Origin of the sequence: Jeotgalibacillus proteolyticus (genome assembly GCF_050107735.1) — a bacterium.
Classification (GTDB): Bacteria; Bacillota; Bacilli; order Bacillales; family Jeotgalibacillaceae; genus Jeotgalibacillus; species Jeotgalibacillus proteolyticus_A.
The window spans coordinates 333,322-354,953 of sequence record NZ_JBNILO010000001.1; the positions used below are offsets into that span (position 1 = coordinate 333,322).

Consider the following 21,632-nt stretch of genomic DNA (forward strand, 5'->3'; position numbering starts at 1 on the left):
TTTTGTAAAAACGCTTGCAATCTATTTAACTTGTCTATACAATAATAAAGTGCAAACGGTTGCACCATTAAATTATATTTATTAACATACTAAAAAACGATAGATGTGATGGAGGATGAACATGAAAATTTTCGGATCTTTTGATTTTTGGCAGAAGTTTGGGAAAGCGCTTCTTGTCGTGGTAGCTGTTATGCCGGCTGCCGGGATTATGATTTCATTAGGTAAACTGCTTGCGATGATGACGGGTGATGTCATGTTAATGCAAACGGTTGCGCGAGTGATGGAAGACATCGGGTGGGCGATTATTACCAACCTGCATGTGCTCTTTGCTGTAGCGATCGGGGGTTCATGGGCGAAGGATCGGGCTGGCGGAGCGTTTGCTGCCTTGATTGCATTTGTATTGATCAACCGTATTACAGGTTCTATTTTTGGTGTAAACGCTGACATGCTGGCGGACTCAGAAGCAACGGTTACTTCTTTATTGGGTGCTCAGCTGACCGTCAGTGACTACTTTATCTCTGTACTAGGAGCCCCGGCATTAAATATGGGCGTTTTCGTCGGGATTATCTCCGGATTCCTCGGTGCTAATCTTTACAACCGATTTTATAACTACAGTAAACTGCCTCAGGCACTGGAGTTTTTTAATGGTAAACGCTTTGTGCCGTTTGTCGTAATTGCGGGGTCCGTTGTAGTTGGTTTGCTGCTGTCGGTGATTTGGCCATTTATTCAAGGACTGCTAAATGAGTTTGGACAATGGATTGCGACTTCGCGGAATTCAGCGCCGATCGTTGCGCCGTTTGTCTTTGGAATGGTCGAACGGTTGCTGCTGCCCTTTGGACTTCATCATATGCTGACTGTACCGATTAACTACACGGAGCTTGGCGGTACGTATACGATATTAACCGGCTCAAATGCAGGAAGTGTTGTTTCAGGACAGGACCCGCTTTGGCTTGCATGGGTGACGGATTTGTATAATATGCTTCAGCAGGGCAACACAGCCGGCTACCAGCAGCTGACAGAAGATGTCGTGCCTGCACGTTTTAAAGTAGGGCAGTTTCTTGCGTCTTCCGCTGCATTAATGGGTCTTGCATTAGCTATGTACCTTAATGTAGATAAAGAAAAGCGTACGAAATATAAATCCATGTTTCTCTCAGCTGGTCTTGCTGTATTTTTAACAGGTGTAACGGAGCCGATTGAATTCATGTTTATGTTCGCAGCTCCACTTCTTTATGTGGTGTATGCGGTGCTGACTGGGGTTTCCTTTGCGCTGGTAGACTTGATTGATTTACGTATTCATGCATTTGGTTTTATTGAATTTTTAACAAGAACGCCGTTAATCATTAATGCGGGACTCGCTAGCGACTTATTGAATCTGGCACTTGTGGCTATTTTAATGTTTGGTTTAAACTTCGGTGTGTCTTACTTTTTAATTAAACGATTTAACTTTCCAACGCCTGGCCGTGCTGGCAATTATATTGAAGAAACTGCTGACGCAGGCGCTTCTTCTTCAGCAGCTGCGGTTTCAGATGATGATTCGCTTGCTGTTTCAATTATCGGGCTGCTTGGCGGCCGGGAGAATATTGAAGAAGTAGATGCATGCATGACCCGCCTTCGTGTGACGGTAAAGGATCCAGGTGCAGTTGGTACAGAAAAAGAGTGGAAAGAAAAAGGAGCACTTGGGTTAATTTTACGCGGCAAAGGGGTACAGGCAATCTATGGACCAAAAGCGGATGTATTAAAATCCGACATTCAGGATCGATTAGGAGCTTGATATGATGCGTTTGCTAACACTCAACTGTCATTCATGGCAGGAAGAAAACCAGGAAGAAAAGCTGGATATTCTCGCAAAAACGATTGTTGACAACGATTACGATGTGATTGCTTTGCAGGAAGTGAGCCAAAAGGATGCAAGTGATGCAAAATTGGACGAACATTACGGCTATGTGCTGTTAGACAGACTAAAAGCGCTTGGCCGGAAAGAGGACGAGATGGTGTGGACGTTCAGTCATTACAGCTACGGAACTCAGGCTGAAGGTCTGGCTATTCTCACAAGACTGCCTATTGTACGCACCTCGGAGTTTTTTATCACCGGTTCCCACGACCCGGATGTATGGAAAACAAGATCGATTGTCAGAGCAACAGTGCTTTATGAAAAGCAGGAAATCGATCTTTATTCCTGCCATCTAGGCTGGTGGAGCGATACGGATGAACCGTATCAGGATCAGGTGGACCGGTTGATGGAACAAGTGGACCCGGAGCGCCTCTCCGTTTTACTCGGAGATTTCAACAATGATGCCGGGATTAAAGGAGAGGGCTATACGTATTTGCTTAAAAAAGGATTATTCGATACGTACACGCTTGCTAAAGAAAAAGACAGCGGCGTCACGGTTCCGGGGAAAATTGATGGCTGGTCTAAAAATGAGCAGCAGCTGCGGATCGACTTTATCCTCACTAATCAGCCGTTGCCTGTTGCTTATTCCCGCGTTATTTTCAACGGAGAAAATCAGCCGATCGTCTCTGATCACTTTGGTGTGGAAGTGGAGCTTGAAATTGAATAAATGAGGGAGCGGAAGGCCAATGGTCTTCCGCTTTTGTGTCTTTCTATAGAGGGTTTTTGGTCTGCCTGTCATTATTTTTCCTATAATAAAGAGGAAGAGGTGATGTGGTGAAGGGGCTGTATAATATATCAGTTGAAACCGTCACAAAAGGATTTATTCAACAGGGAGCCATTGTTTTTGATTCGATCATCCGATATGTTGGGCCGATTCAGCAGGTGCCTGCATTCGATGAGGAAATGGAGTGGATCGATGGAAAGGGAGGCGTGGTGTTTCCCGGATTTATCGATGTTCACACTCACTTGGGCATCAACGAAGAAGGGATTGGTGCAGAAGGGGACGACTACAATGAAACGTCTCACCCCGTTACCCCGCATATTCGCGTGATTGACGGCATTAACTCCTTTGATCCTGCATACTACCGGGCATTGAGCGGTGGGATTACAACTGTTCATATTTTGCCGGGAAGCTCAAATGTAATTGGGGGACTGACAGCAGTGCTGAAGGTTAAGCCGGATCGTTCGGTGGAGCAGCAGGTGATTACATTTCCAGCGGGGTTGAAAATTTCTTTTGGAGAAAATCCGAAAATGGCCTATCCGGCGTCAATTGGAAGCAGAATGGGACTTGCAGCAAGGATTCGTGAAGCTTTTTGGCAGACAGTCAAAACCCGGCAAGAGCCTCCAGATACGATGGCAGAGGAAGCAATGCAATATGTCTTAGTACACAGACTTCCTGTTAGAGCGCATGTTCATCGGGCGGATGATATTTTAACGGCCATCCGGATCGGAAAAGAGTTTGATTTAGATCTAACTCTTGTTCATGCGACGGAAAGCGGAAAAATTCTGAATGAAATTAAGGAGTCTGGTTACGATGTAGTGCTTGGACCCACGATGATAGGCAAAACGAGAGTAGAGTTAGCCAATCAGTCCTGGGAAATTTACAGGCAGCTTGAACAGGCGGGAATTCCATTTTCGATCACCACCGACCATCCTGTATTTCCGATTGAAGAATTAATCACCTCCGTCCGCCACGCCATTAAACACGGTCTTAGTGAACAAAAAGCCCTCGAAGCCATTACGATTCAGGCAGCCAAGAGCATCAACTTAAGTGATCGCCTCGGCTCCATTGAAGTTGGAAAAGATGCGGACCTTGTCCTCTGGTCAAGCAACCCCTTAAGAGACTTTAAGGCTAAGGTTGTGCGAGTGTTTGTGGATGGGCAGGAAGTGCTTTAAATAACAAATGCAGCGAACAGTGGTTTGTAGCTTTACCACATTAAAGGGGCCAGGCCCCTTTAATGTGGTAAAGCATTTTTAATAGCAAATTTCTTGTTAAACTATAGGGTTTAATTTGGAGTTTTAGGGACATCGTTTGATGGGGCGGAGGAATTGAGTGTGAGTACTTTTTTGTATACGTTCAGGCTGCCGTAAGTTGGAGCGGGCAGGTCGGTGAAGCCGATGAAGGTACAGTCGATGAGGGTTGCTTCGTAATTTGCATTGTTCCCATGGCTTCCTTCGAGAATTTTAAATTTAGTAAGGTCTCTGACATGAATAAGGGACTGTTCAATCACGACTTTCCTCGGTTGTTTAATGTCTGTCCCAGAGCCATATTTCATTAGAACGACATTGGAGGTAACAGCGATATCGAGCTCGCAGTTACGCATGTACAATTCGTATCTTCTTGGCAGTACACCAGGATTTAATGTATCCTCCGGTTTATTGTCAGCTAAGGTGAAAAATGCAGGTCTGGAATAGGAAGAAGTCAAGATGACCCGGCAGTCATAGAAGGATGCTTTACTAGTCAGACCACCGTTTGTGACGTTATTGATATAGCGTCCTCCTGCTTCTACATACGTATCCTGAAGTGTGCAATCTGTAAAACGCAGGCTGCTTGATGCAGCTAAATTGCTTACTTGAAAGGTTATGGCACAGTTAAAAAAGGTGCAGCAGTCAAATTCAAGATCATTATAGAGATTCACACTGTTAAACGAAACGGATCTGAAAACATTGTTGTCAATATAATGCGAAGAGTAAGCAGGTTTTGTCAGTGCAAATCGATAGTGGGAGCCATAGTTGAAGTCTTCGAATGTATTATTCGTACATTTTTTGACGTTCAGCAGCAGGGTTGTGTAGTCTGTGTGAGAGGAACCGAACAAGCTTTTTACGTAGTTTCCATCAAACTCAACATCCCCGGTTACATTCATGCTATTAACATTCAAGCGATTATTTTTGATCACAATGGTCGTTTTATTGATTGGCTGAAGGGAAAAAGTAGGGGAATTGACAACGTTATTTAGAAAAAGGATATGTCGTTCCTGTGTTGGAACCGTGGTCGAGATCGAAAAGCCAGCCTGATCTAATACATTGCCTTCAATCAATGCACTAGCGTTATTGTAAATGCGGATGCCGTTGTTTTCACTTAAACTATTTCCTCTTATCTTAATATGATAAGCCCCAAGCAGAATTCCATTAAAGGAAGAAAAGATATGATTGTCCTCAACCGTCACATCATTGCAGTAGCTGTCTTCAAAATTGATTGCATAGCGTGTAGAGTCTGGAAATAGAGGAATATTCAAGCCGGAATCCATGCCGTTATGATAGATTTTATTTTTTTTAATCGACGTAAAATCTGCTCCGCCGCTTATGCCTCCCCGGTGATTATTATGAATTTCACAGTCACTGATCGTAATATGGTGGGACTGAGGTTTTGTAATGGCATATTCAATTGTGATGGAGGGCAGGCCGACGGCTTCATTCCGGAACTGAATTCTTACGTAGGCAGCATCCAGCGGCACTGTAACAGTTTGTAGATATACAGCTGTTTTTCTTGCAAGTAGAACATCTGAACTATTGTAGAATAAATATTCAAAGGTTTTGTTTTGGATGAGTGGAATTCTTGTGTAGCCGCCAGCAGTTCTCATCTGGAGTTGTTTATGCTCTCCTTGAATAAGAGAAAATTTGTCGGAGATATATGCACCAGGTACCGTTTGAACGATAGTGCCAGAGGCGTTCGCCATCCCTGGATAGGCAATTCTGCTTTGCGCTGTAGGATTTAAGATCCATGATCCTGACGCTGTGGGATACGCAGCGATTGTAATGCCGTCGCCCATAAACATCGAAACATTAATATTTTTTACTGAACAAAAAGCATTCCCTCTATTAAAATAAATCCCGTACGTCTGTTCCATCCCTCTTTCGGAATTAAATCCTGTTCCTCCATCTGAAAAGCTTCTGTTTGGTATGTCGCCGATAATGGTGCCATTTATAACATGAGTGTTTGTACACTCATTGATGAGTATAAGGCTCCCGGCAAGTTTCCAGACCGGGTTGGTGGAAGCTTGATCAAATGGATTTCGATTAATAGAGTCGTAAATAACTTCGAAGGTGGAACCATTTAAATCAAGGGTCTGATAGCTGAATAGAGTAATAGGAAGGCCTGCTTGCTGGTAGGGCTCATTTCCATTTGGATTCGAATTGGAATAGCAAAAACTGTACGTGCCCCTCGGTACCACAACATGTGTAAACCCCTCTGCATTTGCATAGGCGAGAGCCTGATTAAACCCTACTATATTATTGTATGCAGTGGTCCATTCGTCTAACGAATAAGGAGGTTTACCAAATGACCCCTGGACAATACCAAAGCGGCTGAGTTCTATAAGATATACCGGACCCTCCCCTTCAGCCAAAAGATTCATTTGACGGTTCATATTTTTATCAACGCTCAAAACCTCAAAGGACGGAAGATACTTTTCTGTTTGTTGGTCGATGAATGAAACGGTTGTTTTGATTGTACCCGGTTCCTCCAACTCAATCCCATGATAGTTGTAGCGGAGAATATAACTACCATCTTCCTTATTTACAATACTTCCAAATCCCTTTACGATCCTGCCATTCTGGCAAATGTGCTCCACCTGAATGGACTGATAGCTGCTGACATTAATAGGTTCCTGCTGATCATAAAGCTCGATGTCCAACTGTGCTTTGTCCTCTGACATAAAATAGGGATTATCACCTAATAAACCCTTATTTAAATCTAGTTTAATTGTGCAGATTTTTTCTGCCATTTTCTTCACTCCTGTTCATTTTTTATTATATGAATCTTGTAATGGGTCGGTGCCATTTTTATAGAACGGTTGAAAATTTAATTTCAGAAATCTTGATTTCAAAATTAGTTATTTCTTTTAGGGAAAGCTCCTACTTTCAAGAATCTTTTACTGCATACACTAGTAGTAGTCTAGAAGATTACGTCAATCTAGCGAATAAAAAAAGTAGAGGAAGAAAAAAATGCCAAAAATTGTATGGGATGCAGGGCATGGGGGGAATAATTCAACCCCAGGGAAACGAACACCTGATGGTGAGTTTGAATGGACGTTTAATGACCGGGTGGTGAGAGCTGGGATGGCTTATCTGTCGAAGTATCGAGGAGTTGAGCAATTAAGGGTGGATGACATGACAGGCAGGACAGATGTGCCGCTGGTTACAAGAACGAATCGGGCCAATGATTGGAAAGCAGACATCTATATAGCTGTACATCATAATGCGTTAAATGGTGTCTACGGTTCCCATACTGGAACGGAAACCTACGTTATGACGCCGAGAGCAAGTTATCCCAAGGCGGTTCGATTAGCGACAGTGATTCACCCTAAAGTGGTGCAGGCTATGGCGATACAGGACAGAGGGATAAAAGAGGCTAACTTTCATGTGCTAAGAGAAACGGACATGCCGGCTATTTTAGTAGAATGCGGGTTCATGGACTCAAGGATTGACATCGTCAGAATGAGAAACAATCAGGTGCTTCGAGCAGCTGGAGAAGCCATTGCAAGAGGAATTGTGGAATTTTTTAATTTAGTTATCATACCTGAAACGGAGGGAGAAGACATGCTTGAAAAAGCAATTGTGATCAATTCATTTATCGATTATCCTGCAGCAGAAGCAGTTGCCAATCGACTGAACGTACCGATCTATCCAAGGTCAGCATTGACAGCGGGTGCAGCGAGAGAACTAATCGTCATCGGGGGATCTGCTGATGGCATCCAGGCCTCTATGATTACCTTACTTTCTGGAGAGGATCGTTTTGAAACGTCGATTAAGGTTCGGGACTATCTGAACAGGATTTAACGCCTGCGAGACAGATATATAAGAAAAATATCATCTATACACAGAGGTATGTGATTTTCATAGTAACATCTACTAGTGATGTTAAGAAGGAGAAAAAAGCGGCACCCCAAAATAAACAGGGTGCCGCTTTTTTACTTATTCAATTAGCAGTAACCGTGTCCGCCGTAACCGCCCTGTCCATAAGAACAGCCGATGATGATCAATAAAATAAACAATACAACAAGCAATGCAAATCCAGAACCAAATCCTTTACTCAATGTGTCCAACCTCCTTAAGTAGGTGATTGTTTATCGTATGTTTAGTCATTCGGCTCGGTTACAGATTTTCGTATTCTGGGTGTGATGCTTAAAAAATCTTGTTTATTTCCTTTTTCTTTTTGCATTTTTGCTCCGAATATCCTTTCACTGGAATCATTTACCCTTCCTCCATCCTCTTTATCTCTCTTATGTCATGTTTGCCTGGCTGGATGATGTTGGTATAATACAATTGATTCAGTCGTTTCCATTTAGATGAATAAAACTGAATATTCTAATTAAAAGAGTTTAAGTTTTGCAGCCGTTAAGCATGAAAGGAGATAGGGTTTGATGGATAAAATCAAGGCTGGAGTTATAGGTACCGGATTTATTGGTCCTGCACATGTGGAAGCGGTCAGAAGGCTGGGGTTTGTGGAAGTGGAGGCATTGGCTGCCAGCAGTTACGAAAAAGCAAGGGCTAAGGCAGATGACCTCGATATCACTCATGCATATGGAAATTATCGTGAGATGCTTGAGGATCCCACTATTCAAGTTGTTCATAATTGTACACCGAACTATCTTCATCACGAAATCAATATGGAGATTATGAAGGCAGGAAAACATGTTTTATCTGAAAAACCGCTCGCTGTATCCTGCAAAGAATCGATTGAACTGCTCGAATTAGCCAGGAAAAATAAGATTGTCCACGGTGTTAACTTTAATTATCGTCAGTTTCCAAGTGTGCAAAACCTGCAGCATTTGGTTGAAAACGGGTCACTTGGCAGCATTCATTTAATACATGGCAGCTATCTTCAGGACTGGCTGTTATATGAAACAGATTATGACTGGCGTCTAGACCCGAAGTTAGGGGGAAAGACACGCGCCATTGCAGACATTGGCTCTCATTGGTGTGATACGGTTCAGTTTGTGACTGGCAAGCGGATTACAGCCGTTTTTGCCGATATGGCGACGGTTCTTCCGATCAGAAAAAAACTGAAATCCTCTGATCCGGATTTGTACGAGGAGTTTTCAGTGGAAACAGAGGATCACGCATCGGTTCTACTTCGATTTCACGACGGAACTAAAGGGGTTTTTTCTGTTTCACAGGTCAGCGCAGGAAGAAAAAACAGATTGAGCTTTGAAATGAATGGCACCCTCGGCTCTGCTTTTTGGAATCAGGAGGAGCCTGAAAAATTATGGGTGGGGCACCGGGAAAAGCCGAATGATCTTCTGCTGGCGGATTCGACTTTGTTTACCCCGGAGGCACGATCCTCCATTCATCATCCCGGCGGACATAATGAAGGGTGGCCGGACGCCCTGAAAAATATGATGTTAAACTTTTATACCTATGTAAAAGAAGGGAAAGATCCTGCGAAAGACAAACCCAATTTTGCCACCTTTGAGGATGGACATGCTTCCATGTGTTTAATTGATGCCATTCTGGAAAGTCATCAACAGGAAAAGTGGGTGCAGGTAAAGGGGTAAAACAAATGCATAAATGAATGCGCATACATTGATAAAAAGGAGCGGATTAAAAATGAAGAATTTGCTTGGAACGAACGTGATTGCCCAGGTAGCGATCATAGTTGAAGATATTGAAAAAACCTCTAAGGCCTATGCCGATTTTTTTGGGGTGGAGAAGCCGGAAGCGGTCTGGACCGACGGCTATGACAAAGCACAGACAGTATATAAAGGAGAGCCGTCCCAGGCGAGGGCACAGCTGGCTTTTTTTGATATGGGCTCCTTGCAGCTTGAATTGATTCAGCCGGATGAATTCCCTAGCACGTGGAGAGATTTCTTAGAGGAGCACGGAGAAGGAGTCCAGCATCTTGCTTTTGTGGTCGATGGTTTAAACGAGAAAGTGAGTGAGATGGAAAGTGAGGGCATGCCTCTTATTCAAAAAGGGGAATATGATGGAGGCCGCTATGCGTATATGGATACGGTGAAGGACTTGAAAGTAGTGTTGGAGCTTCTTGAAAATGATAAATCATAAGGGGGATAAAATGAATATTTTTATTACGGGTGCCAACAGAGGAATCGGCTATGCCCTGGTCCAAAAAGGGCTCACAGACGGCCACCGGATTTTCGCTGGTGTAAGAAGCTTGGATTCTGAAACAGGAAAAGAATTGATCAATCAAATGGAAACAACAGACAAGCTGACGGTGCTGCAGGTGGATGTAACAAATGAAGAGTCAGTTATTCAAGCAAAAGAAGACATACAGAAAAAAACAGGTTATCTTGATGCCATTATTAACAACGCCGGCATCCTGCTGGAAAGTAAAAGTGATATTGAAGAGCTGGATATAGAAGCGTGCAAACAATCCTTTGATGTGAATACGCTCGGTCCGCTCCGTGTTATTAAGCATTTACTGCCGATGATTAAGAAAGGGAACCAGCCGTCCATTTTAAACATTTCTTCAGATGCTGCAAGCCTTACCAATGCTTATGCAGGGAATTACCCGTATGGCATGTCAAAAGCTGCACTTAATATGCTGGGTGAAAAGCTGGATCGCTCGTTAAAGGGTGAAGATATTCAGGTTCTCTCCATTCATCCGGGATGGGTAAAAACCGACATGGGCGGGCAAAATGCCTCACTAGATCCTATGGAGCCAACAGAGGGAATCTACCGTTTGCTTGAGCGCCAAACCAACGTAGATAAAGGCAGTCGTTTTATTGATTTTAACGGAAATAAAATGAAGTTTTAGAGGTGAAAATATGACGAAGAAAATGCTTGCTATTTTAGGCGATTATTATCATCCGGCAGACCGGGCCAAAGTATCTTTGGAACTGGCCGTCGAACAAATGAAAGAGCCGGTAGACGTAGCTTATCGAGAAGTACAGGACCTTGAAAAAACGCTTCGTGCGGAGTGGGACTGCGTGATTCTATTTGCAGAAAACAGGCTGAACCCTGAGGATGAGCAGGTGGAAACGTGGATGAGTGCAGCTGCAGCAGATGCAATTGCTTCCTACGTGAAACAAGGTGGAAGCTGGCTCGCCTGGCACTCCGGTCTGGCTTCCTATAAAGAATTGAGTACATATACGAACATGGTGAAAGGCTCCTTTGATTACCATCCTGAAAAACACCAAATGGTACGCTACGCCATTGAACGGGACTCAGCTTTTTCTAAATTGGACTCGTTTTCCCTGCTAGATGAACATTATTTTGTCAGCTGCGAGACTGAAGATCAGGACATTTTCATGCGTTCCTCATCTGTCGACGGCGAATCCATCGCAGGGTGGTCTCACCAATATGGCAGCGGAAAAGTAGTCTGCCTGACACCTGCTCACAACAAAGAAGGATTAACTGATCCTTCTTTTACGCGGCTATTGGCAATGGCACTTGAGCGCTGTACCGGGGTCATTTCTTAATCCTTCAGCCCCTGTTTTAAAATCTCCTTTGCTTCAGAAGATAAAAGAAAACTGTTATAGAGCTTCATCATACTTTTCACCATATCGATTGCATTAAAGACAGGGGCGTTATTCACGGTCCTGCCTTTTTTTGTGTACCTCATAAACAGCTTCTATCAACTTTACATTGGTAAAGTACTAAAGGGGCCTGGCCCCTTTAGTACTTTATCGCAACAAACAGTAAAACAGAAAAATTCCATTTAGACAAATAACTTTCTTTTTTACGGAAACAATAGACGTATATTGAGAGAAGGTTGGGTGGAATTATGAATGAAAAAGAAGTGTGCGTTGGCGAAGAAAGTGTATTTGTGATTTTACGGAATCCTCATTCTCAGGGCGTAGCGAATGTACAGGAAGCATTTATTGTTTCACACCCTGAGAACCCTAACGAAAAATCATTGTATCTGTATGATACCTACTATCCTTACACGGACGAAGTAGCGGTGTATCCCTCTGCGTTTGAAGCAGACCGTGCCTTCAGGGAAGCCTTTGGCATTCCAGAAGAGGAGATCTATCGTGGTTAAGCCGTTTGTTCCGCAGCTGGTGTATGTAGAGCCCCGTGCAATGGATTACCCGCTTGGCAAGCAGCTTGTTGAGAAGTTTAAGGGTATGGGAATTGAGATAAAAGAAACGACGTCTCACAATCAAATTCGAAATCTGCCAGGAGACAATCATTTTCAAAAATATCGAAAAGCAAAATCCACGCTTGTGATTGGTGTGCGCAAGACGCTTAAGTTTGATACATCAAAGCCATCTGCAGAATACGCCATCCCCTTTGTGACAGGGTGCATGGGACACTGCCATTATTGCTATCTGCAAACCACGATGGGCGATAAGCCGTATATCCGAACGTATGTAAATGTGGAAGAAATCTTTGATCAGGCAGGCGAATACATGAAAGAACGGATGCCGGAAGAAACCCGTTTTGAGGCATCCTGTACGTCTGATATTGTCGGGGTGGACCACTTAACCCATACGTTAAAAAAGGCAATTGAATACTTTGGAGCGACAGAGCATGGAAGGCTTCGCTTTGTAACAAAATTTGCCCATGTGGATCATTTGCTTGATGCCAAGCACAACGGACGAACCCGTTTTCGTTTCAGCATCAATGATCACTATATTATCAAGAATTTTGAACCGGGAACCTCCAGGCTTGATGAACGGATTGAAGCGGCTGTTAAAGTAGCAGAAGCGGGATATCCGCTCGGTTTTATCATAGCCCCTATCTATTTGCATGACGGCTGGCAGGAAGGCTATGGTGAAATGATGGAGAAGCTGGAATCCAAGCTTCCTTCATTTGCGAAAAAAGACCTGACGTTTGAAATGATTCAGCATCGGTTTACCAAACCGGCTAAACGGGTTATCGAAAAAAACTATCCCATGACCAAGCTTGAACTTGATGAATCTGCTCGTAAGTGGAAATGGGGAAGATACGGCATTGGAAAATATGTGTATCAGGATGACGAGCAGGAACAAATTAAAGATACGATTGCCGGGTACATTGACCATATGTTTCCGGACGCGAAAATCGAATATTTCACTTAAAATCTCAAGCAGTCCGTTTTCATGGGGGCTGCTTTCATTTATTATGATCGTTTTCCCCCAGCGAATGGAACAGGGTAGAAAAAATAAAAAAACGACAAAACCATTTGATTTATATACATATAAGTAGTATTCTTAATGAAGAACAACTCATCTTATTGACACTTTCAGACTAGAGGGAAGGTAAAGAATGATCTAGAAAGTGGGGGTCCAGGCCTATGAAGCTAAAGTACAAGATTGACTGCAGACTAAAGAAGAAGCACAGATACAGCATAGTTACAGGGCGCTGTATCGTATGCAACAAGAAAAAGTCCGAAACAACGCACTCAAAAGCCAAAACTGTATCGGGTCAAATAAACTAAATGATTTTTTAAAAGTTGTTTGTTCTATATAAAGAATAAAAAGCGATTCTGATAAGATCAGAATCGCTTTTTTACGTATAGATTAAGCTAATTTTAAGTCTCTCTCATTTCGGTGGAGACTGTGATATTTAACAATTTGAGTAATATACCAGACCAGTACGATAGCAGACAGGGCAAGTCCGATGCCGACTGATAAATGGTAATCCAGCCCAAGGCCTTCCGGGGCGTAAAAAATATACGTGCAGACCACACCGGTCATAAACATCGCCGGAACGCCGCAGATCCAGTGGAAGCGGTTATGCTTCAATAAATACATTGCGCCGGTCCAAAGCATGACAGAGGCTACAACCTGATTAGTCCAGCCAACATATCTCCATAAAAATGTGTAGTCGATCGTAGCAAGAAAGAAGGTCGGGATTGCGACTGGAATGGTAACCAGAATGATCTTCATTTTGTTTTCCATATTAAAAAATTTAGACATAAGCTCTGTTAAAATCATTCGCGACGAGCGCAGAGCTGTATCCCCCGTTGTGATTGGCAGGATGATGACTCCGAGAATGGCAAGAATGCCTCCAAGCGACCCTAATAATGTGGTGGAAATTTCATTTACCACACCTGATGGTCCGCCAGCTGCAAGTGCTTCCTGCAATCCGGCAGTGCCATTAAAAAATGTCATGCCTGCTGCTGCCCAGATCAGCGCAATCACGCCTTCTGTTACCATGGCCCCGTAAAAAATTCTGCGGCCGTCTGATTCCTTTTTCATTGTGCGGGCAATGATCGGGCTTTGTGTACTATGAAAACCCGAAATGGCTCCGCATGAAATGGTGACCATCAAAAGCGGCCAAATGGGCAGTTCCCCAGGATGAAGATTTTGAAGCGTTAAATTAGGGATTGGACTATCCCCAAATAGTAAAGCCACTCCCATTGCGACTGCCATAAAAAGAAGAATGCCGCCAAGTACCGGATATATTTTTCCGATCACACGGTTTACCGGGAGTATGGTAGCGAGTATAAAATAGCTGAAAATAAGAATAAGAGCGACCGTAAAGCTGAGTGGTGTAATTTGAGCGATTAATTGTGCAGGACCTGCTGTAAATGCAGCAGCCACTAGCATCATTAACACAAGAGACAGCCCGTTTATCATCGATTTCAGCGTTTTGCCGAGGTACTTCCCAACTAAAGTGGGATATTGCGCGCCTCCGTGCCGCATGGAAAGCATGCCGGAAAAGTAATCATGCACGCCTCCTGCAAAAATCGTGCCAATGACAATCCATATAAATGCAGATGGTCCATATAATGCACCGGCAACTGCCCCGTAGATCGGACCGAGTCCGGCGATATTTAAAAGCTGAATCAGGTTACCCTTCCACCAGCTCATTGGAACATAGTCCAGATCGTCCCGTTTTGTATAGGCGGGGGTGGAGGTCTCATCATTAATAACAAAAACTCTTTCTACAAATTTCGAATAAAAAGCATAGCCTGCGATCAGTAAAACAATTGCTGCGAAAAACGTTACCATGATTATCCCTCCTGCTGCGTCAGTGAATGAATAGAATATAGGGAATAGTAACACGGAGATGTAAGGAGGGGAACCCATTTTCAGAAAAAAAACAGTATTTCGTTAATTTAAGCGTTTCCAATGGAATGTAAGACTGAAAAGTCGTACTGATTAAGATATAATGGTTCATCTAAGAGGATATTTTAGAGGTGGAATTTTACATTCATGTCTTATAAACTGACTGCACCAAGAGGAAGGGGAACAAGTATGTTTTCAATTTTTAAATCATCCTGTTCTATCTGCAAACGGAAAGTAAAGCCTTTGTTCCGGTACAAAAATGATTCTGGGAAAGTAATAAAGATTTGCAGTGCCTGCCGGGAGTATGCCGAAAGAAGAGCTTATCAAAAGGTCAAGTGAGAATGACTGGAGGGGGAATAGCCGTAATAAAGAGGATATTCAGGAAAATTGTCGTTTCATGAATGGGCCTTTTCTCTTATTATTCCATTTATTTAAAAATATTTTGTAGAAAAATGTTTATGTATAGTAAATGTAAGGTATTACATAATAAGTCTTTTACCGTCATAAAGGTATACGTGACCTGAGAAGCGCTGAAGAGGAGAAGAAATAATATTTTGCCATAATGGATTGGTTCCTTATACATAACAAATCTAAATGTACTATCTTCTGCTCTCCGGCTGTTTATCGGAACAGTCCAACTCTATACTATTCTTATAATGCCGGTAAAAAAATCTTGGAACACACTCTCTGCAGAGGCACGATCTAGCAGAATACGGGAATAAGGGGGATTTTACGTATGATGAAAAAATGGGTATGCATCAGTACGATGGCTTTAGGCACAATGCTAACTGGCTGTGTGGGCGGCTCAGGCGGCGGTAATGAATCTGAAGAAGGCGGCGGCGGAGAAGGCACAATCAGCTTCATTCACTGGCGAGGGGAAGATAAGGCAGTTTTTGATGAATTAATTGCCAAGTTTGAAGAAGAGAATCCTGACATTCAGGTCGATATGACAATTTATCCTTCCGAACAATATCAATCTACTGCTCAAACCCTCCTAAGGGATGGTTCAACAGGAGATGTATTCACGAGCTTTCCAGGGTCTCAAATGGAAATCATCAATCAAGCAGGTTTGTTTGAAGATCTAAGTGGTGAAGAGTTTTTGGAAAATTACAATAATGAACTGATAACGGCTGGACAAATTGACGATAAGCAGATGGCTGTACCACTGCAGCTCGTATTCAATCAGCCGGTTTATAATGCAGGCTTATTCGAAGAGCTTGGCTTAGAGCCTGCGGATGACTGGGAAGGATTTTTAGCTCTTTGTCAGGAACTGAAGGATGCGGGCTATACTCCGATTGCATTCCCGGGATCTGATATTGGACCTGGACAATTTATGAATCCAATGATGATGAATAATGCTCCAGAAGAAGATATTTTTGAAAGGCTGATGGCAGGAGAAGCAAAATTGACAGAGGACTGGTGGGTTCAAACATTGACTCAATTCCAGGAGCTTGAAGAAAGAGGCTTTTTGAATACTGATTCACTTGGAACCAACCATACTTCTGCAATTTCACAGCTTGCCAACGAAGAAGCAGCGATGCTTGCGAGCGGTTCTTATGCAATGGCCGGTGTAAAAGAAATTAATCCTGATATAGAACTTGGCCTGCTCGCCCCGATTACGACAGAGGCAGCAGAAGCAGAATGGGAGGGCATTAACACCACTACATTTATGCTTGCAGTGAATGCCAACTCAGAGAAAAAAGAAGCAGCGAAAACATTTGTTGAATTCTTATCTGACGTGGATAATGCTTCTACCTATGCAAATGAGACGGGGCAGCACGTTACAGTAGAAGACGTTGAATACGAATCGGAAGAGCTTAAATCCACTTCTGAATGGATGGACCGAAATACAAGATTTCAGCCGCGATTCCTGATCACCAATGCAGATATTGAAAAAGCAGTGATCGCTTCGATTCAATCCGTTATTGGAGGCGAAACGCCTGAAGCTGCTGCAGAAGAAGCCCAGCAGATCGTCGATGAAAATCTGGACTGATCCGCTGCAGATCGCAAAACGAAGAAAATAGAAAATCAATTCAGATCAGACTGCTGGTTTGGCGCTTACACACTTTACTGAGAATTCCTGATTTAGCGAATTGTCACAGGCAATGCGCGAAACAGTTGAAAACTAGTGAAGGTGCAGGCATCAGCCAACGGTCTGATTCTTATTTTCTAAACTGTTTTTCCAATCAATATATTAAGTAAGGGGGGACCCCATTGAATTTTCGTAAAAATAAATCATTGTTTTTATTTCTTTTACCGGGCCTCATTTTATATTCCATCTTCTTTATCGTGCCGACCATCAACGCGGTCATTTATTCGTTTACGGATTGGGACGGGCTGTCTCCGGATTTTAATGTCGTTGGTTTTGATAACTATGTAAATATTATCAGCAATGATTCCATTTTTTTGAAAGCCTTTGTAAATAACATTAAATTTATGCTGTTTGTCCTGATTTTCCAAACGCTTTTTTCACTCATTTTCGCTATGTTTTTAATTAAAAATACGAAAACAAATATTTTTTTGCGGGCATTGTATTTTTTCCCTACCATCCTAAGCTCGGTTTCCGTAGCCTTTATTTGGACATTTATTTACGATCCCGGCATCGGAGTTCTCAATACAGTGCTCGACTCAATCAATCTGGGGTTCTTAAAGCAGAGCTGGCTTGGCAACCAGGACCTTGCGATCTTTTCTGTTGCGGTTACGCAGGTATGGTTCCACACAGGTCAAATGCTCATTATTTTTGTTGCAGGTCTTCAGGCAATTCCAAAGGATCTATACGAAGTGGCAGATATGGAAGGCGCCCGCAAGTGGGATCGATTCCGCTTTGTAACCTGGCCAATGATCGCGCCATCCGCTACGATTGTTATGGCGTATACTACGATACAGTCCTTTAAAGCTTTTGATTTAATTTTTGCGATGACCCGGGGCGGCCCGAATTATTCAACTGAAATTCTGGCGACACTGATCTATTCAACTGCATTTAGAAGCTTTGAGTTTGGATACGCTTCTGCACAATCTGTCATTTTCATGATTGTGATTGCCCTGATTACAGTCGCCCAGTTCAGGCTATTACGAGCCAGCAGAGTGCAGGAATAGAAAGGAGTGAGAAGCGTTGAAAGCTGTTAAAATTATTTTGCTCAGTCTTTTTGCACTGGTAATAATCATCCCGCTAATTGCCGTAATTTTTACCACCTTTAAGTCGACGACTGAGGTATTTGCAAATATTCTTGGTATTCCTGAATCCTTCAGCTTCGATAATTATGTTTCCATTTTTATCGATCAGCCGATGGCAAGATACTTTATGAACAGTGTCATTGTTACGCTGTTTTCTGTGACCTTTACGATCTTTTTTGCAAGTTTAATTGCCTATGCGATTACAAGGATGTTTGGCTGGATCGGAGTGGTCTTTTTCTCCTTGTTTACGCTCGGGATGATGGTTCCGGCACAGGTCAACATGATTCCTCTTTATCAACTTGTATTTGATCTTGGCTTAACCAATTCTCTTCTTGGTCTCATTCTGGTGAATATTTCTGTTACGATGCCGGTTGCGATCTTCATTATGAGCGGGTTTATGAAATCCATTCCCAAGTCACTTTTTGAGGCAGCGAGAATTGATGGTGCAAGCGAATGGAAAATGTACAGAAGGATTGCGATTCCTTTGTCTATACCATCCATTGCTGCAACTTCAATCTTCCTTTTCGTGATGCACTGGAATGATCTCCTGTATCCGCTTTTGTTTATCACAAAAAACGAATACAAGACGCTCCCTCTTGCTCTTCTTGAATTTCAGGGAGAATATGCAACCAATTATCCGATGCTGTTCACTGGTGTCCTGATCGCTTCAGCACCGATGGTTTTAGCATATCTATTCCTGCAGCGCTACTTTATCGAAGGCGTGACAGCAGGGTCGGTAAAAGGGTAAGATTTTATCTATCAGAAAAAGCAGATCCTGCGGGGTTTGCTTTTTTTGATATGCCGGCAGGAAAGGGAAGAAGTACTGGAGAATTATGTATTGGGATAAGATGGATGGGAGAAGGAGAGGGAACGGTCTTGAAAATTCGGCTTTTGACAGCAGCAGGCGTTTGGATGGTCCTGCTTGGAATCGTTTATTTACCGCAGCTGGCGTCCTCGGAGGAAAAGGAGCGCAAGGAGGAAATCAACCTTGTGAATTATCCTGTGCATGCCATTCATTTTATCACTAATGATAAAGCTGAAATGGCTGATTTAATGGAGCGGATAAAGCAAAAAAAGGACGATTCTATTGGCGGAGTTAAAGAAAAGCTTAGTCAGGATAAGCTCCTTGTTACAAGTGGCACCTCTCTTGAACATCTGCCGCAATCAACTGATGAACAAAGTATAGCGGCACACGTGGATAAAGTTAAACAAGATCCCGCTCTTCAGAAGCTGCTCCATGCACAGTTGAAAAATGGAAATCGGATCTATATTTATGGCGGTCTGACTTCAGAGTTTTTCAAAGAGCTGCTGCTTTTAAAGGAAATGAAGATCAAGGCTAAAGTAGGCGACTCAGAAGGGTTTTTTATTTTCGGAGAAAGGCTGGAAGCATTCTCCAAAGAAAAAGGCCCATTAAAAGCTTCTGCGAGAACAGAATTGGAAGAAGCGAGTATTATCAGCTTTACATTGGATGAACAGGACCAGCACCAATATTATGAAGCTCATATCACTGGAGGTGGAAATTCAAGAATAGACCAGGAAGAAATCTGCATCCAGGAAATTCTATTTCATCAGAGCAGACTGGCTGATCTCTTAATGGAAGAACAATAGCAGGGAAAGGATGCTGGGACAAAACTCAAAAAAATTTAAAATATGAGGATATATTTATGAATAGTAGTAGGAGAGCGGAGCGGAAGGTGGCGACTCCTGCAGGACACGACGGCAAGCTGAGACCTCGCAAGGCAAAGCCAGAGGAGGGCTCAGCGCCGTCCCTGCGGAAAGTGTCCACCTGAAGCGAAGTGAACCGAAGCGGTCAAAGAGCTTGAGACACTTTTGTCCCAAGTTCTTTTAACCGTTTACAAAGACAATTGACAGCAGGGAGTAAACTGATCTATGGTTTATACGGATACTAAACCTTTAGAATGAAAGGATTGAACATAGATGAGCTTGTACAAGTTAGCACCTGTTTTTAAAGAACGAATCTGGGGAGGACGAAAACTGGAATCGGAGTATGGCTACGAGATTCCTGAAGGTCCGATCGGAGAGTGCTGGGGGATTTCCGCTCATGCACACGGAGAAAGTACAGTTCAAACAGGTCCTTATAAAGGCATGACCCTCTCTCAGCTGTGGGAACAGCATAAGGCAGAGGTGTTTGGGGAGTATGAGTTGAACGAATTTCCTCTTTTGGTTAAGGTGCTGGATGCTGCCGCTGATTTATCTGTACAGGTTCACCCCAATGATCAGCAGGCGATGAAGCTTGAAGGGGAGCCTTATGGAAAAACAGAGTGCTGGTACGTGCTTCATGCGGAACCAGGTGCAGAACTGATTATCGGCCACACTGCCCAAACAAAAAAAGAATTTGTCCAACGGGTTGAAGCAGGAGAATGGTCGTCCCTTTTACAAAAAAAGCCCGTCCAAAAAGGCGACTTTGTGTTTGTGGAAAGCGGCACCATTCATGCGATAGGAGCTGGGATCATGATTCTTGAAATCCAGCAATCAAGCGATACGACTTATCGTGTCTATGATTTTGACCGCAGGGATGCAGAGGGCAATAAGCGCGAGCTGCATATAGACAAAGCTATTGAAGTGTCTAAAATCCCGCATGATAACCCGACACCTGAGCGGGAACTAACAGAGCTTGAAAATGGAACGCTGACCCAACTTGTCTCAACAAAGGAATTTACGGTGTGGCATCATGACGCAGCAACCGGTTATGAGCTGCCGGATGCCAGTCGTTTTCAATTGTTGAGTGTCATTGAGGGAGAAGGCACCCTGCGCGCAGAAAAGACAGGCGAAATAACCGCTGTTGCAAAGGGTGACCATTTTCTTATTCCTAAGGATTCAGGTCGTTTGATCGCCCAAGGGTCGATGGAATGGGTGACGAGTGAGGCGTAATTAAAAAAACAGATAATGACTTGAAAGTGCAGGCTGCTTTCAGGTCTTTTTTTCTTGGGATATTTACTGAATGATTAAAAAAATCTAAATTTGAGTGGCTGGGAATAAACAGGACCCCCACATTCATGCTACGATAAATGAATAGAAAAGAGTAAGGAGGAAAGACGATGACAAAAAAGATTGTATTCATTGGCGACAGCATTACAGAATGCGGTAGGTTTGAAGATCCAAACCATATTGGCACCGGATATGTAAAATTTCTGTATGATGAGATTATGTCGCAAAGGCCAGACTGGACCGTTTTAAACCGGGGTGTATCAGGCGACAAGGTATCGGATCTTGAAAAAAGATGGGAAGAAGATGTACTTGCTCATGACCCGGATGTGCTGTCGGTTTCCATCGGTGTGAACGATGTCTGGCATCAGCTTGATCATCCGAAAGAGCAGCAGGTTACACCGGACGAATTTGAACAGGTGTATCGCAAGCTGTTGAGCCAGCTTTCCCCGGATACGAAGCTTGTGTTAATGGAGCCGACGATTATTGAAGAGGATCCATTGTCAAAAGGAAATCAGGAACTGTCTGTTTATGCGGAAATTGTCAGGCTATTAGCAGAGGAGCACCGCGCTTTTTATGTTCCAACGTATGCTGCATTTATGGAAGCGCTGGCAAAAGGAAATCATGCTCCATTAACAACAGATGGTGTACATATGACAGAAGCAGGCAACCGGTTAATGGCAGCTGTTTGGAAAGCGAACGTGAATCTTTAACATTTCGCA

Annotated in this window: 19 protein-coding genes; 16 read left to right on the forward strand and 3 right to left on the reverse strand. The window is 43.2% G+C overall.

The annotated features are described in order from the left end of the window. The first annotated feature begins 121 nt into the window (after positions 1-121). The 3 genes from ACQCT8_RS01840 (at position 122) to ACQCT8_RS01850 (ending at position 3,787) form a co-directional block, all read left to right on the forward strand. Entirely contained in the window at positions 122-1,771 is a 1,650-nt protein-coding gene (locus tag ACQCT8_RS01840; RefSeq protein WP_426867985.1) for a PTS transporter subunit IIBC, read from the forward strand. 4 nt (positions 1,772-1,775) lie between these two features. Further along, complete coding sequence (locus ACQCT8_RS01845; protein WP_426867986.1) at positions 1,776-2,558, forward strand: endonuclease/exonuclease/phosphatase family protein; 783 nt, start codon at positions 1,776-1,778, stop codon at positions 2,556-2,558. A gap of 107 nt (positions 2,559-2,665) precedes the next feature. Then, positions 2,666-3,787 (forward strand): amidohydrolase family protein, encoded by a 1,122-nt coding sequence (locus ACQCT8_RS01850; protein ID WP_426867987.1) that lies wholly within the window; start codon positions 2,666-2,668, stop codon positions 3,785-3,787. A 110-nt stretch (positions 3,788-3,897) separates the two neighbouring features. Here the strand turns inward: ACQCT8_RS01850 and ACQCT8_RS01855 are convergent, their stop codons facing one another. Then, on the reverse strand, positions 3,898-6,615 hold the full coding sequence (locus ACQCT8_RS01855; protein WP_426867988.1) for a hypothetical protein: 2,718 nt from the start codon (positions 6,613-6,615) through the stop codon (positions 3,898-3,900). A 220-nt stretch (positions 6,616-6,835) separates the two neighbouring features. Between ACQCT8_RS01855 and ACQCT8_RS01860 the strand changes: the two genes are divergently transcribed. Further along, positions 6,836-7,669 (forward strand): N-acetylmuramoyl-L-alanine amidase, encoded by an 834-nt coding sequence (locus ACQCT8_RS01860; RefSeq protein ID WP_426867989.1) that lies wholly within the window; start codon positions 6,836-6,838, stop codon positions 7,667-7,669. Positions 7,670-7,812: 143 nt separating this feature from the next. On the opposite strand, the gene ACQCT8_RS01865 is transcribed toward ACQCT8_RS01860, so the two are convergent. After that, positions 7,813-7,926, reverse strand: coding sequence for a YjcZ family sporulation protein (locus ACQCT8_RS01865; protein ID WP_278240203.1), 114 nt, complete (start codon positions 7,924-7,926; stop codon positions 7,813-7,815). Positions 7,927-8,253: 327 nt separating this feature from the next. Between ACQCT8_RS01865 and ACQCT8_RS01870 the strand changes: the two genes are divergently transcribed. From ACQCT8_RS01870 to splB, 6 genes are all read left to right on the forward strand, one after another. Further along, positions 8,254-9,387, forward strand: a complete 1,134-nt coding sequence (locus tag ACQCT8_RS01870) for a Gfo/Idh/MocA family protein (protein ID WP_426867990.1) — start codon at positions 8,254-8,256, stop codon at positions 9,385-9,387. Positions 9,388-9,439: 52 nt separating this feature from the next. Continuing rightward, a complete protein-coding gene (locus ACQCT8_RS01875; RefSeq protein WP_426867991.1) occupies positions 9,440-9,895 on the forward strand; it encodes a VOC family protein in 456 nt (151 codons plus the stop codon). Positions 9,896-9,905: 10 nt separating this feature from the next. Then, positions 9,906-10,607 carry an SDR family oxidoreductase gene (locus ACQCT8_RS01880; protein ID WP_426867992.1) on the forward strand — a complete coding sequence of 234 codons (702 nt, stop codon included), beginning with the start codon at positions 9,906-9,908 and terminating at the stop codon, positions 10,605-10,607. Between the two features lie 10 nt (positions 10,608-10,617). Further along, the gene (locus tag ACQCT8_RS01885) at positions 10,618-11,271 is read left to right on the forward strand and encodes a ThuA domain-containing protein (RefSeq protein WP_426867993.1); all 654 of its coding nucleotides are present in this window, start codon (positions 10,618-10,620) and stop codon (positions 11,269-11,271) included. Positions 11,272-11,576: 305 nt separating this feature from the next. After that, on the forward strand, positions 11,577-11,834 hold the full coding sequence (locus tag ACQCT8_RS01890; protein WP_426867994.1) for a transcriptional regulator SplA domain-containing protein: 258 nt from the start codon (positions 11,577-11,579) through the stop codon (positions 11,832-11,834). After that, a complete protein-coding gene (gene splB / locus ACQCT8_RS01895; RefSeq protein ID WP_426867995.1) occupies positions 11,827-12,855 on the forward strand; it encodes a spore photoproduct lyase in 1,029 nt (342 codons plus the stop codon). The genes ACQCT8_RS01890 and splB overlap by 8 nt, the downstream gene beginning before the upstream one ends. Positions 12,856-13,296: 441 nt before the next feature. Here splB and ACQCT8_RS01900 read toward each other — a convergent pair whose 3' ends face one another. Beyond that, a complete protein-coding gene (locus ACQCT8_RS01900) occupies positions 13,297-14,733 on the reverse strand; it encodes a carbon starvation CstA family protein (protein ID WP_426867996.1) in 1,437 nt (478 codons plus the stop codon). A 796-nt stretch (positions 14,734-15,529) separates the two neighbouring features. Here ACQCT8_RS01900 and ACQCT8_RS01905 point away from each other — a divergent pair. The 6 genes from ACQCT8_RS01905 (at position 15,530) to ACQCT8_RS01930 (ending at position 21,623) form a co-directional block, all read left to right on the forward strand. Next, positions 15,530-16,783 (forward strand): ABC transporter substrate-binding protein, encoded by a 1,254-nt coding sequence (locus ACQCT8_RS01905; RefSeq protein ID WP_426868302.1) that lies wholly within the window; start codon positions 15,530-15,532, stop codon positions 16,781-16,783. A 221-nt stretch (positions 16,784-17,004) separates the two neighbouring features. Then, on the forward strand, positions 17,005-17,886 hold the full coding sequence (locus tag ACQCT8_RS01910; RefSeq protein WP_426867997.1) for a carbohydrate ABC transporter permease: 882 nt from the start codon (positions 17,005-17,007) through the stop codon (positions 17,884-17,886). Between the two features lie 16 nt (positions 17,887-17,902). Continuing rightward, positions 17,903-18,712: a carbohydrate ABC transporter permease gene (locus ACQCT8_RS01915; protein WP_426867998.1), complete on the forward strand. Its 810-nt coding sequence runs from the start codon at positions 17,903-17,905 to the stop codon at positions 18,710-18,712. Positions 18,713-18,840: 128 nt separating this feature from the next. Beyond that, positions 18,841-19,572 carry a hypothetical protein gene (locus ACQCT8_RS01920; RefSeq protein WP_426867999.1) on the forward strand — a complete coding sequence of 244 codons (732 nt, stop codon included), beginning with the start codon at positions 18,841-18,843 and terminating at the stop codon, positions 19,570-19,572. A gap of 330 nt (positions 19,573-19,902) precedes the next feature. Then, the gene (locus ACQCT8_RS01925; protein WP_426868000.1) at positions 19,903-20,856 is read left to right on the forward strand and encodes a type I phosphomannose isomerase catalytic subunit; all 954 of its coding nucleotides are present in this window, start codon (positions 19,903-19,905) and stop codon (positions 20,854-20,856) included. 167 nt (positions 20,857-21,023) lie between these two features. Next, positions 21,024-21,623 carry an SGNH/GDSL hydrolase family protein gene (locus ACQCT8_RS01930; RefSeq protein WP_426868001.1) on the forward strand — a complete coding sequence of 200 codons (600 nt, stop codon included), beginning with the start codon at positions 21,024-21,026 and terminating at the stop codon, positions 21,621-21,623. Positions 21,624-21,632 lie beyond the last annotated feature (9 nt).

What these genes read in the sequence shown, in the direction of transcription:
- ACQCT8_RS01840 (WP_426867985.1), top strand. Translation starts at nt 122, where the DNA reads ATGAAAATTTTCGGATCTTTTGATTTTTGGCAGAAGTTTGGGAAAGCG.
- ACQCT8_RS01845 (WP_426867986.1), top strand. Translation starts at nt 1,776, where the DNA reads ATGCGTTTGCTAACACTCAACTGTCATTCATGGCAGGAAGAAAACCAG.
- ACQCT8_RS01855 (WP_426867988.1), bottom strand. Translation starts at nt 6,615, where the DNA reads ATGGCAGAAAAAATCTGCACAATTAAACTAGATTTAAATAAGGGTTTA.
- ACQCT8_RS01860 (WP_426867989.1), top strand. Translation starts at nt 6,836, where the DNA reads ATGCCAAAAATTGTATGGGATGCAGGGCATGGGGGGAATAATTCAACC.
- ACQCT8_RS01870 (WP_426867990.1), top strand. Translation starts at nt 8,254, where the DNA reads ATGGATAAAATCAAGGCTGGAGTTATAGGTACCGGATTTATTGGTCCT.
- ACQCT8_RS01875 (WP_426867991.1), top strand. Translation starts at nt 9,440, where the DNA reads ATGAAGAATTTGCTTGGAACGAACGTGATTGCCCAGGTAGCGATCATA.
- ACQCT8_RS01880 (WP_426867992.1), top strand. Translation starts at nt 9,906, where the DNA reads ATGAATATTTTTATTACGGGTGCCAACAGAGGAATCGGCTATGCCCTG.
- ACQCT8_RS01885 (WP_426867993.1), top strand. Translation starts at nt 10,618, where the DNA reads ATGACGAAGAAAATGCTTGCTATTTTAGGCGATTATTATCATCCGGCA.
- ACQCT8_RS01890 (WP_426867994.1), top strand. Translation starts at nt 11,577, where the DNA reads ATGAATGAAAAAGAAGTGTGCGTTGGCGAAGAAAGTGTATTTGTGATT.
- ACQCT8_RS01900 (WP_426867996.1), bottom strand. Translation starts at nt 14,733, where the DNA reads ATGGTAACGTTTTTCGCAGCAATTGTTTTACTGATCGCAGGCTATGCT.
- ACQCT8_RS01905 (WP_426868302.1), top strand. Translation starts at nt 15,530, where the DNA reads ATGAAAAAATGGGTATGCATCAGTACGATGGCTTTAGGCACAATGCTA.
- ACQCT8_RS01925 (WP_426868000.1), top strand. Translation starts at nt 19,903, where the DNA reads ATGAGCTTGTACAAGTTAGCACCTGTTTTTAAAGAACGAATCTGGGGA.
- ACQCT8_RS01930 (WP_426868001.1), top strand. Translation starts at nt 21,024, where the DNA reads ATGACAAAAAAGATTGTATTCATTGGCGACAGCATTACAGAATGCGGT.